At 66.8% G+C, this 10,736-nt stretch carries 10 protein-coding genes; 4 read left to right on the forward strand and 6 right to left on the reverse strand.

Annotation, left to right across the window (positions count from 1 at the left end):
• Positions 1-40: 40 nt before the first annotated feature.
• Positions 41-1,366: an amidohydrolase gene (locus tag AC07PE_RS02630; RefSeq protein ID WP_498761308.1), complete on the reverse strand. Its 1,326-nt coding sequence runs from the start codon at positions 1,364-1,366 to the stop codon at positions 41-43.
• A gap of 216 nt (positions 1,367-1,582) precedes the next feature.
• Between AC07PE_RS02630 and AC07PE_RS02635 the strand changes: the two genes are divergently transcribed.
• On the forward strand, positions 1,583-3,292 hold the full coding sequence (locus tag AC07PE_RS02635) for a methyl-accepting chemotaxis protein (protein WP_498761310.1): 1,710 nt from the start codon (positions 1,583-1,585) through the stop codon (positions 3,290-3,292).
• A 72-nt stretch (positions 3,293-3,364) separates the two neighbouring features.
• Here the strand turns inward: AC07PE_RS02635 and AC07PE_RS02640 are convergent, their stop codons facing one another.
• Positions 3,365-6,553, reverse strand: a complete 3,189-nt coding sequence (locus AC07PE_RS02640) for an error-prone DNA polymerase (protein WP_498761312.1) — start codon at positions 6,551-6,553, stop codon at positions 3,365-3,367.
• A gap of 86 nt (positions 6,554-6,639) precedes the next feature.
• Between AC07PE_RS02640 and AC07PE_RS02645 the strand changes: the two genes are divergently transcribed.
• Positions 6,640-7,410, forward strand: a complete 771-nt coding sequence (locus AC07PE_RS02645) for a PhzF family phenazine biosynthesis protein (protein WP_498761314.1) — start codon at positions 6,640-6,642, stop codon at positions 7,408-7,410.
• Between the two features lie 20 nt (positions 7,411-7,430).
• Here the strand turns inward: AC07PE_RS02645 and AC07PE_RS02650 are convergent, their stop codons facing one another.
• The gene (locus AC07PE_RS02650; RefSeq protein WP_498761316.1) at positions 7,431-8,042 is read right to left on the reverse strand and encodes an alpha/beta fold hydrolase; all 612 of its coding nucleotides are present in this window, start codon (positions 8,040-8,042) and stop codon (positions 7,431-7,433) included.
• Positions 8,043-8,097: 55 nt separating this feature from the next.
• Between AC07PE_RS02650 and AC07PE_RS02655 the strand changes: the two genes are divergently transcribed.
• Positions 8,098-8,628 carry a hypothetical protein gene (locus tag AC07PE_RS02655; RefSeq protein WP_498761318.1) on the forward strand — a complete coding sequence of 177 codons (531 nt, stop codon included), beginning with the start codon at positions 8,098-8,100 and terminating at the stop codon, positions 8,626-8,628.
• Here the strand turns inward: AC07PE_RS02655 and AC07PE_RS02660 are convergent.
• Genes AC07PE_RS02660 through AC07PE_RS02670 form a run of 3 tightly spaced genes read right to left on the reverse strand, consistent with a single transcriptional unit; the run spans position 8,625 to position 9,756 of the window.
• Entirely contained in the window at positions 8,625-9,011 is a 387-nt protein-coding gene (locus AC07PE_RS02660; protein ID WP_498761319.1) for a DUF1801 domain-containing protein, read from the reverse strand. The genes AC07PE_RS02655 and AC07PE_RS02660 overlap by 4 nt on opposite strands.
• Positions 9,008-9,442, reverse strand: coding sequence for an SRPBCC family protein (locus tag AC07PE_RS02665; protein WP_498761321.1), 435 nt, complete (start codon positions 9,440-9,442; stop codon positions 9,008-9,010). Before AC07PE_RS02665 ends, AC07PE_RS02660 begins: the two co-directional genes overlap by 4 nt.
• Positions 9,439-9,756, reverse strand: a complete 318-nt coding sequence (locus AC07PE_RS02670; protein WP_498761323.1) for an ArsR/SmtB family transcription factor — start codon at positions 9,754-9,756, stop codon at positions 9,439-9,441. Before AC07PE_RS02670 ends, AC07PE_RS02665 begins: the two co-directional genes overlap by 4 nt.
• Before the next feature lie 97 nt (positions 9,757-9,853).
• On the opposite strand from AC07PE_RS02670, the gene AC07PE_RS02675 reads away from it, so the two are divergent.
• Positions 9,854-10,624 (forward strand): DJ-1/PfpI family protein, encoded by a 771-nt coding sequence (locus tag AC07PE_RS02675; RefSeq protein WP_498761325.1) that lies wholly within the window; start codon positions 9,854-9,856, stop codon positions 10,622-10,624.
• Positions 10,625-10,736 lie beyond the last annotated feature (112 nt).

Raw genomic sequence — 10,736 nt, forward strand, 5'->3', positions numbered from 1 at the left:
GCAAGCAGCGGGAGCGGCGTTCGTTCGACAGCGTCCGGTCTTATTTCTTCGGCGCCATCAGATCCAGCAGGATCGCGGTTTCGGCCTTGATGGTGTTGACCACGGTCGGCTTGAAGTCCGGCGCCCATTGCGGCGAGTGGGTGCCCGGCAGCGGCTGGCCGGCCTTCTTCGCGGCTTCCAGGCGCTTGGCGTCGACTGCGCCGACGTGCAGCAGGATCGCCTTCACGCCCGGCTGCTGGCCGTACTGCGAGAAGTCTTCCGAGGTCATCTTGGCCGGCATCTCCTTCACGAACTCGGCGCCCACCGCGCCCTCGGCAACCTTGGCCATGCGCTGGACCAGCTCCGGATCGTTGTAGACCGAATCGGTGCCCGGCTGGACGTCGACCAGCGGCTCCTTCGGCGCGCCGGCGGCCAGCGCCTCGCCCTTGGCTTCGCGCGCGATGCTGGCCAGGACACGCTTGCGCACTTCCGGCTTGAAGGTGCGCACCGACAGCGACAGCTTGACCTGGTCGGGGATGATGTTGGCCTGGGTGCCGCCCTGGATGCTGCCGATGGTGATGACGACCGGGTCGAGCGGATTGTTCTCGCGCGAGATCAGGGTCTGCAGGCCGAGCACCAGGCGCGCGGCGATCACGATCGGGTCGCGCGCTTCGTGCGGCACGGCGCCGTGGCCGCCCTGGCCGTAGACGGTGATGTTGACGACGTCCGACGAGGCGCGGAAGGGGCCGGCGTGGTACATGATCGTGCCCGACGGCATGGTGGCGTCGTCATGGAAGGACAGCGCATAGTCCGGCTTCGGGAAGCGCTTGAACAGGCCGTCCTTCAGCATCGCTTCGGCGCCGTGCACGGTCTCTTCGGACGGCTGGCCGATCAGCATCAGAGTGCCGCTCCAGGCCTTGCGGTTGTCCGCCATCAGCTTGGCGGTGCCGTACCAGGCCGACATGTGCAGGTCGTGGCCGCAGGCGTGCATCACCGGGGTGGGTTCGCCGGCGGCATTCTTGCCGGTGGCCTTGCTGGCGAACGGCAGGCCGGTCTTTTCCTGGACCGGCAGCGCGTCGAGTTCGGTGCGCAGCATCACGGTCGGGCCAGGGCCGTTCTTCAGGATCGCGACGAAACCGGTGCCGCCGACGCCGGTCGTGACTTCATAACCCAGCGCCTTGACGCGTTCGACCAGCTTGGCGGCGGTCTGGTGTTCAGCGAACCCGAGTTCCGGGTTGCGGTGCAGGTCCTGGTACAGGGTCTCGATCGCCGGATAGTTGGCGTTGAGCTGCTCGGTGAACGGTGCCGGCAATGCCGCGGCGCCGGCTGTGCCGCCGATGAGTCCGGACAGGAGAAGGGTGTTGCGGAGAATGCTGGAAGGCTTCATGGGGGAAGAGTTTTCAGGTTGATCACTACTTTTTTAGACTAACAGGCCACTCCATTTGCAACAATGAATATTTAACAATTCTCCCTTCGGTTGTCGGATTAACCCTACAAAATGTTGCATAAAAATTTCCATGATGCATTTTTTCATTCCTTTTAGAAATGCTCGGACAGTACAATCCCGGGCATTCTCCGGCCTATGTTTTAAAAAGGAATATCGATGGGATTCGTTGCAAACATCAAGATCGGCAAGCGCCTTGGACTCGGCTTTGCCCTCATTCTCGCGATGACCGTGGTCATCGCAGCGGTTGGCGCCTGGCGCATGACCGAAGTCGCCGACTCGGCCAAGACCATGATGGCGGTGCCGCTGGCGAAAGAGCGCCTGATCACCGACTGGTACAGCCTGAACTTCGCGTCGATCCGCCGCACCGCGGCCATCGCCAAGAGCTCCGACCCGTCGCTGGGCGCCTACTTCAAGGACGACTCGGCCGCCTCGGTCAAGAAGGCCGCCGAGCTGCTCAAGAAGATCGAGCCGCTGATCGCCGCCAGCGGTCCTGAAAAGGAACTGTTCGCCAAGATCCTCGAACAGCGCAAGGTCTACAGCGCCTCGCGCGACGGCACCGTCAAGGCCAAGGCCGAAGGCAATGCCGAGGAAGCGGCGCGCATCCTCGAGAAGGAATTCACGCCGGCGGCGCAGAAGTACCAGGACCTGCTGCAGGAACTGGTCACCATGCAGCGTGACAGCATGGACAAGACCGCCAACGGCATCGACGACAACGCGACCAGCAGCAGCCTGCTGATCGAAGGACTGTGCCTTTGCGCGGTGCTGCTGGGCGCCGCGATCTCGTGGCTGCTCACCCGCGGCATCGTGCTGCCGATCCGCGACGCCGTCACCGTCGCCGAGACGGTCGCCGGCGGCGACCTGACCCACACGATCGAAGCCACCTCGCGCGACGAAACCGGTTCCCTGCTGCGCGCCCTGCGCCACATGAACGACAGCCTGGTGGGCATCGTCAGCCAGGTCCGCGGCGGCACCGACACCATCGCCACCGCCTCGCGCGAAATCAGCGCCGGCAACCTCGACCTGTCCTCCCGCACCGAGCAGCAGGCCGGCGCGCTGGAAGAGACCGCGGCCTCGATGGAAGAACTGACCACCACCGTGCGCCAGAACGCCGACAACGCGCGCCAGGCCAACCAGCTGGCCATCGCCGCGTCCGAAGTGGCGACCCAGGGCGGCGCCGTGGTCGGCGAAGTCATCACCACCATGGGCGCGATCAACGACAGCTCGCAGCGCATCGCCGACATCATCGGCGTGATCGACGGCATCGCCTTCCAGACCAACATCCTGGCGCTGAACGCCGCCGTTGAAGCGGCGCGCGCCGGCGAACAGGGCCGCGGCTTCGCGGTCGTGGCCTCGGAAGTGCGCAACCTGGCGCAGCGCTCGGCGGCCGCCGCCAAGGAAATCAAGGAACTGATCAGCGCCTCGGTGGCCAACGTCGACGCCGGCACCAAGCTGGTCGACCAGGCCGGCGCCACGATGGAACAGGTGGTGGGCAGCATCCGCCGCGTGACCGACATCATGGCCGAGATCACCAGCGCCAGCCAGGAACAGACCGGCGGCATCGAGCAGGTCAACAGCGCCATCGCCCAGATGGACCATGTGACCCAGCAGAACGCGGCGCTGGTCGAAGAAGCTGCCGCTGCTGCGACCTCGATGCAGGACCAGGCGGCCAAGCTGGCCGAAGTAGTCAGCGTGTTCAAGCTGGACCGCGCGCATGACCTGGGCGCGATGGCTGCGCCGCGTGCGCCCGTGAAGGCGGCGCCGGTGCGCACTGCCCTGCCGCGTGCCGCCGCGCCGACGCCTCGCGTTGCCGCGAAGCCGGCCAAGGCCGTGAAGCAGACCGTGGAAGCGGATTGGGAAGAGTTCTAAGCTGCACCGTGGGCTCGGTGAGCCCACCCTACCTTCGTTGTAGGGTGGGCACCCCGTACCCACGCTTACTCCTCAGCAGAAGTCCCTGCTCCGCGTATCCAGGCTCCCCAGCAGGTGCGACATATCCACCAGCCGCTTGGCCACCAGGTGGCGCACTTCCCCTTCCCTCTGCCACACCCCGTACACGCCCAGCAGGTGCGAATTCAACACTTCGCGGCGCTGCTGTTCGACCAGGCTGGCCCACACGATCACGTTCACGTTCCCGGTCTCGTCCTCGATGGTGAGGAAGAGCACACCCTTGGCCGTGCCGGGACGCTGGCGCACGGTGACGATGCCGCAGGCGCGCGCCAGCTGGCCGTTGGCGAAATCCATCAGCACCTCGGCCGGCAGGAAGCGCTTGGCCAGCAGCTGCGGCCGCAATAGCGCCAGCGGATGACGGCCCAGCGTGAGCCCTTGCGCGCGGTAGTCGCCGACGATCTCCTGCCCTTCGCTGGGCGCGGCCAGCAGCGGCGCCTCTTCTTCCAGTCCGGCCGGGCGCAGCAAATCCTTGTCCGGCACCGAACCCGCCGCCTGCCACAGGGCCTGGCGGCGATGCCCGGCGAGCAGCGCGAGCGCATTGCCGCCGGCCAGCACCTGCAGGTCGCCGCGGTCCAGGTTCGCGCGGCGGGCCAGGTCGGCCACGTCGACGAAGGGACGGATGGCACGCGCCAGCTCGATACGCTCGGCGGCCTCCTTGCTCATCCCGCGCAGCATGTGCAGGCCGAGGCGCACCGCCGGCTGCGCGCGCGACGCATCGTCCAGCTCTTCCAGCACCGATTCCCAGCCGCTCACCGTCACGTCCACCGCGCGCACCTCGATGCCGTGGCGGCGCGCGTCCTGCACCAGCTGCGAGGGGCTGTAGAAGCCCATGGGCTGGCTGTTCAGCAGCGCGCATAAAAACGCCGCCGGCTCGTGGCACTTGAGCCAGGAACTGGCGTAGGCCAGCAGCGCGAAGCTGGCCGCATGCGATTCCGGGAAACCGTACTCGCCGAAGCCCTGGATCTGGCTGAAGATCTGCTCGGCGAATCCGATGTCGTAGCCTTTCGCCAGCATGCCGCCGACGATGCGCTCGTAGTACTTCTCGAGGCCCCCTTTGCGCTTCCAGGCCGCCATCGCGCGGCGCAGCTGGTCGGCCTCGCCGGGCGTGAAGCCGGCTGCCAGGATCGCCACCTGCATCACCTGCTCCTGGAAGATCGGCACGCCCAGTGTGCGCTCCAGCGCCACCTTCATGTCGGGGCTCGGGTAGCTCACCAGGCGCGGATCTTCCCTCCGCTTCAAATACGGATGGACCATGCCGCCCTGGATCGGCCCCGGGCGCACGATGGCCACCTGGATCACCAGGTCGTAGAACGCGCGCGGCTTCATCCGCGGCAGCATGCTCATTTGTGCGCGCGACTCGATCTGGAATACGCCGATTGTGTCGGCCGCGCGGATCATGCGGTAGGTGGCCGGATCGTCGGGCGGAATGTCCTGCATCTCGAACACGGTGCCGTGGCGCTGGCCCACGAGCTCGAGCCCCCTTCGCAGCATCGACAGCATGCCCAGCGCCAGCACGTCGACTTTCATCAGGCCCAGCTCCTCGAGATCGTCCTTGTCCCACTGGATCACGCTGCGCTCCGCCATGGTCGCGTTCTCGATCGGCACCAGGCGCGAGAGCTTCCCGCGCGCCATCACGAAACCGCCCGGATGCTGGGACAGGTGGCGCGGAAAGCCGAGCAGGCGCTGCGCCAGCGAAGCCCATTGCTGCGACAGCGGCGCGTCCGGATCGAGCCCGCTCTCGGCCAGGCGGTTCAGCAGATCGGCCTTGCTGTCGAACCAGTGGTGCTGCTTGCAGACCCGTTCGACGATGGCGAGGTCGATGCCGAGCGCCCGCCCGCTGTCGCGCAGCGCGCTCTTGGGGCGGTAGCTGATGACGACGGCCGCCAGCGCCGCGCGGTCGCGGCCATATTTCCGATAGATGTACTGGATGACCTCTTCGCGCCGCTGGTGCTCGAAGTCGACGTCGATGTCGGGCGGCTCGTTGCGTTCCTTCGAGATGAAGCGCTCGAACAGCAGGCTGGCCCGGCTCGGATCGACCTCGGTGATGCCCAGGCAGTAGCACACCGCCGAATTGGCCGCCGAGCCGCGGCCCTGGCAGAGAATGTGCTGGGAACGCGCGAAGCGCACGATGTCGTACACGGTCAGGAAGTAGTGCTCGTAGCGCATCTCGGCGATCAGGGTCAGCTCGTGCTCGATCTGGGCCTGCACCTTCGCCGGGATGCCGTCGCGGAAGCGCCGGTGCGCGCCGATATAGGTCTCGTTGCGCAGGTAGCTGGCGGCCGTGTGGCCAACCGGGACCACTTCGTCCGGGTACTCGTAGCGCAGCTCGTCCAGCGAGAATGTGCACAGGGCGGCGATGCGCAAGGTTTCGTCCAGCGCCGCCCGCGGATAGATGTTCGCCAGCCGCACGCGCGAGCGCAGGTGCTGCTCGGCGTTCTGGGCCAGCAGATAGCCGCATTCGGCCACAGGCTTGCCGATCCGCGTCGCGCTCAGGGTGTCCTGCAGCGGCTTCCTGGAACGCACATGCATCACCACATGGCCGACCGCGACGATCTTCATGCCGTGCTGCCAGCCGACTTCCTCGACGGTGGCGCGATGGGCATCGTCGAAGGCGCGGTGCAGCAGGTTCAGGCCGATCCAGGCGCGGCCCGGGAAGGTCAGCGCCATCCACGCCGCCTGCGCGTGCAGGCGGTCGACGCCTTCCTGGTCGTGGCCCGGGTAGGCAGGCAGCAGGATCGCCAGGCAGTCCGGTACGCCGCTTTCCAGGTCGTCGGGACGCAGCAGGTAGGTGCCCTTTTCGCTGCGGGTGCGGCCGAGCGTGATCAGCTCGGACAGGTTGCCGTAGCCGTTGCGGTTCTGCGCCAGCAGGATCAAGGACAGCGCATGGCTGCCGTCCGCCTTCTCCAGATGAAAATGGGCGCCGATGATGAGCGGGAGCCTGGCTTGCTTGGCCTCCGCATGCGCACGCACCACGCCGGCGAGCGAACACTCGTCGGTGATCGCCAGCGCCGCATAACCCAGCTGCACCGCCCGCGCCACCAGTTCCTCCGCATGCGAGGCTCCCTGCAGGAAGGAGAAGTTCGACAGGCAGAACAGCTCCGCATACTGGGGCAGGCCCAGATGCAGGCCGAGCTGCGTGTTTGGCTGCGAATTTGGCGGCGCTGGCGGTGGGTCGGATGGCATCGTGCAAATAGGTCTACAATTGTCTTAACAAAAGACAATACTGTATAAAAACACAGTATAACTGACGACTTCGACAATCGCGAAACATGCACGTACAAACATTGAACTGCTTCGGGGCGCAGCCCGGTGATGGGAACCCGGCGCTGGTGATCGAGGACGACGGCATGGACCAGGCCGCGCGCCAGGCCTTCACCGCCGCACGCAACACGACCTGCGTCTTCCTGTCCCGCGACAAGGAGGTCGATTACTTCTACCCGCACACGCGCAGTCCGCTGTGCCTGCACGCGACCCTGGCAGTGGCAGCAAAGCTGTTCGGCCGCGATCCGGGCGCCGGCACGATAGACGTGCGCACGGCGATGAAGAAGCAGCTGCTCACGCTGTCGCGCGAAGGCGATGACTACTTCGTGCGGCTGGCGTCCCAGCCGGCGGAGCAAGTGGCAATCGCCGACGAGCAGATCGAAAAACTGCTCGGCGCTCCCGGCCTGGTCCTGGCGTCAAAGCCGCAAGTGGCCTCGGTCGGCAGCCCCAAGCTGCTGGTCGAGGTGCGCGACACGGACGCGCTGTACGCGCTGAAGCCCGACCTGGCCGGCATTGTCGCCTGGGGCAAGGCGCACGGCGTGAACGGCTTCTACGTCTACACCCGGGTGGATGAGGACACAGTCGAAGGCCGCAACTTCAACCACCTCGATCCGGCGCTGGAAGACGGCGCCACCGGCGTCGCGGCGGGCGCACTGGCCGTGGCGCTGAAACGCAGCCTGATAGTGCGCCAGGGCCGCGCGAGCGGGCACGATTGCCTGATCAGGGCCCGGGTCGAGGGTGGTGCGATCCTGGTCGGCGGCGCGGCCGAACCGGCCTGAGGGGACAGTCCCCGCCTCGCTCAGGCGCCCGCGATGTGCGCCTCGATCAGCGGCGCCAGCAGCTGCGGCAGCTCCGCTCCCATCGAATGCGTGCCGCCAGGGACCACATGCAGCTCGGCCTTCGGCATCGTCGCCGCCAGGTGCTGCCCGACAGCGACCGGGCTGATCGGATCCGCGTCGCCCCAGACCAGCAGGGTCGGCGCCGCCACCTCCGCAAACTGCCGGCCCAGGTCCGGCCTCTCGTTCAGGACCCAGGCCGGCGTTCCCGGAAATGCCTTCAGGAAGTCCTCGCGCCAGTCGGCGGCGCCGAAGGCCGACACGTTCATGCCCCCCGAGGTGGCCACCAGCACCAGGTGGGTCACCAGCTGCGGATGCTGCAAGGCCAGCTGGGTCGCGATGATGCTGCCCATCGACTGGGCCACGATGGCGGAGGGACGATCCAGGGCCGCCTGCGCCAGCGCCAGCAAATCTGCAAAGCCATTCACGTCCGGCGACGCCGGCTGCCTGCCCAGGCCCGGCCAATCGAGGTAGCGCCTGGTCCACGACGCCGGCAGCAGGTCGCCGACGCCTTTCCAGAAGCCGCCATCGCCGGTCACGCCGGGCAGGAACAGCACATTCCGCGCAGCGCTCATGCAATCACCGTTTTGTTCATTATTCTCCCTCCGAACACAGTAGAATAATTCGAAAATGCATTCCATCCTCAAATTCCTGCTGGTTCCGACACTTGCCGTATTTGCGCTGGGCGGTTGCGCCTCGCGCACGGCCTCGCGCATGGGCACGGCCGCCACGGCCCCGCTCAGTGACCTCGGCATTCGGAAAGAGGAAGTTCCGGCCGTGCTCGAAAAGGCGCAGCAAAATCCCTATCTGATGCCGGCCGGGCAGAGCTGCGTGGCGATCGCGCAGGAACTCCACGAACTCGACAAGGTGCTCGGACCCGACTACGACGTGCAGGCGGCCGCCGCCAAACAGGAAGCATCCTTCATGGACAAGGCCTCGGACGTCGCCGAGGACCAGGCCGTCGGCGCGGTGCAGCGGACCGCGGAGGGCCTGCTCCCCTTCCGCAGCTGGATCCGCAAGCTCAGCGGCGCGGAGCGGCATTCGAAGCACGTGTCGGCATGCGTCACGGCCGGCTCGGTGCGGCGCGCCTTCCTGAAAGGCCTGGCCGTTTCCCAGCATTGCACGCTGCCCGAGATTCCGGCGGCGCCCAGGAAAAGCTAGCGCTTCTTCGGCTTCGCCTTGCCGGCGGCATTCAGGTCCGCCGCTGCCCGGATCAGGGCCTTGAAGGCTTCGGCATCGACCTCTTCCCCCTCGCGGATATCGATCGCGCGCCGCGCATTCCCGTCCAGGCTGGCATTGAACAAGCCGGCTGGATCCGCCAGCGAGGCGCCCTTCAGGAAGGTCAGCTTGACCCAGGATTTATAGGACTCGCCGGTGCACAGGATGCCGCCGTGCTCCCAGACCGGCGTGCCCATCCACTTCCAGCTTTCGACCACGTCGGGGATAGCTTCCCGGATCAGCCCGCGCATCCGGGCCAGGGTGGCGCCGCGCCAGTCGCCGAGGCCGGCGATGCGCTGGTCGATCAGGACGGAGGCTTCGTTCATGCCGCCGCCTCCAGCCCGGCCAGCACCTGCTCGAGGCCGCCGAAGAACTTGTTCCAGCCATACTGGGCGCCGTGGAAGGCCTGGTCCTGGTCCGGACGGAAGCCGCTCTGCTCCATGCGCAGGTGCGTGCCGGCGGCGGTGGGCGTGAGGGTCCAGGTGACCACGCTGTCCAGGCCCATCGCGGCCCAGGTGTAGGAAAGGCTGCGCTGTGGCTCGATTTCCAGCACCTGGCAGTCGACCGAGCCCCAGTCGCCGCTCAGCGTGAAGCGCTGGTTCAGGGCCGGCACGAAGTCGTTCTTCATCAGCCAGGCTTCGATCAGGTGCGGTTGGGTGAGCGCGCGCCAGATCTTTGCCGGCGGATGCGCGAACTCGCGTTCGACGGTGACGGTACGGAGCTGTGATGCGAGCTGCTGCTGAGAAGAAGCGTTCATTGGTCCATCCTTTTCAAGAGGTCATCGAGATCGTCGAACCGGCTCTCCCAGAACCGGGCCATCTGCTGGGTCCAGCCAACCAGGGGGGCAAGCGCATCCAGCTGGGCGGTGTAATGGGTCTGGCGTCCTGCGTGCCGGTCGCTGACGAGGCCGGCCTGCTTGAGGATGCCGAGGTGCTTCGACACGGCCGGCTGCGAGATGCCGGCCTGGGCCGTCAAGGCGCCGACCGTCTGCTCGCCTTCGCGGCAGAGGCGTTCGAAGAGGGCGCGCCGGGTGGGATCGGCCAGCGTCCTGAAGATGATGTCAGGTGTCATGAAAAAAAGTATAACCAACCGGTTATGAATCGGTCAAGCGGAACTAAAGCCAGGCTTGCCGACTCTGGTAGCAGAAGGCTGTCGAAGGGAGATCACCATGAGCGCAACCGGAAAACTCGCCGGCAAGCGGATTGCCGTGCTGGCGGCGGACGGTGTCGAGGGGACGGAACTGGACGCCGCGCTGGCGGCGCTGAAGGATGCGGGGGCACAGGCCGCACTGATCGCCCTGCGCCCGGGCCGGATACGCAGCATGCACGGTCACCAGCCGTCCGACCTGGTGAAGGTCGACAGCAAGGTCGACAATGTCCAGGCGGCCGACTACGACGGCCTGCTCATTCCCGGCGGCTACATCGCGCCCGACCTGCTGCGTCAGTCGGCCCAGGCGCGCGCCTTCGTGTGCGCCTTCGACGCCGCCGGCAAGCCGATCGCGGCGATGTCGCACGCGGCCCTGGTGCTGGTGTCGTGCGGGCTGGCAGCCGGACGCACCCTGACCTCCTGGCCGGGAGTGCGCGACGACCTGGTGAACGCCGGCGCGGTCTGGTGCAACCAGGAAGCCGTGCGCGACGGCCGCGTCCTGACCAGCCGGACCCCGCAGGACGCCGCCGCCTTCGTGCGCGCCCTGCTGCCCTTGCTTGCCGGCGAGCTCGACGAAGACGACCCCGTGCTGCAGGCCGATTCCGACCCGCCCCAGCAGGCGCCGTCCGAACTGCCCGACCAGTCGCTGCGCTGGCTGGCCGCGCCCTCGCTCGGCGCCATGCTGAGCCTGGCGATCGTCGGCGTGGGCGTGGTGGCCGCCAATCGCAGCCTGCGCAAACGAAGTGGCAAGGACAGCGCATCGGGTCCGCTGGAAGCCGTCCAGGACAATTGAGCGTGGCAATTATGTGTCCGAAGCGCTTGCGCGCGCGTGCGCCGGACCGCTCCAAACACTTCGTGATATCTTGCTAACGACCCTCCCATCGGAGTCATGTTCATGCCTGTCG

Source organism: Telluria sp. GW821-FHT07G12 (assembly GCF_059418525.1).

What these genes read in the sequence shown, in the direction of transcription:
- AC07PE_RS02630 (WP_498761308.1), bottom strand. Translation starts at nt 1,366, where the DNA reads ATGAAGCCTTCCAGCATTCTCCGCAACACCCTTCTCCTGTCCGGACTC.
- AC07PE_RS02635 (WP_498761310.1), top strand. Translation starts at nt 1,583, where the DNA reads ATGGGATTCGTTGCAAACATCAAGATCGGCAAGCGCCTTGGACTCGGC.
- AC07PE_RS02640 (WP_498761312.1), bottom strand. Translation starts at nt 6,553, where the DNA reads ATGCCATCCGACCCACCGCCAGCGCCGCCAAATTCGCAGCCAAACACG.
- AC07PE_RS02645 (WP_498761314.1), top strand. Translation starts at nt 6,640, where the DNA reads ATGCACGTACAAACATTGAACTGCTTCGGGGCGCAGCCCGGTGATGGG.
- AC07PE_RS02650 (WP_498761316.1), bottom strand. Translation starts at nt 8,042, where the DNA reads ATGAGCGCTGCGCGGAATGTGCTGTTCCTGCCCGGCGTGACCGGCGAT.
- AC07PE_RS02655 (WP_498761318.1), top strand. Translation starts at nt 8,098, where the DNA reads ATGCATTCCATCCTCAAATTCCTGCTGGTTCCGACACTTGCCGTATTT.
- AC07PE_RS02660 (WP_498761319.1), bottom strand. Translation starts at nt 9,011, where the DNA reads ATGAACGAAGCCTCCGTCCTGATCGACCAGCGCATCGCCGGCCTCGGC.
- AC07PE_RS02665 (WP_498761321.1), bottom strand. Translation starts at nt 9,442, where the DNA reads ATGAACGCTTCTTCTCAGCAGCAGCTCGCATCACAGCTCCGTACCGTC.
- AC07PE_RS02670 (WP_498761323.1), bottom strand. Translation starts at nt 9,756, where the DNA reads ATGACACCTGACATCATCTTCAGGACGCTGGCCGATCCCACCCGGCGC.
- AC07PE_RS02675 (WP_498761325.1), top strand. Translation starts at nt 9,854, where the DNA reads ATGAGCGCAACCGGAAAACTCGCCGGCAAGCGGATTGCCGTGCTGGCG.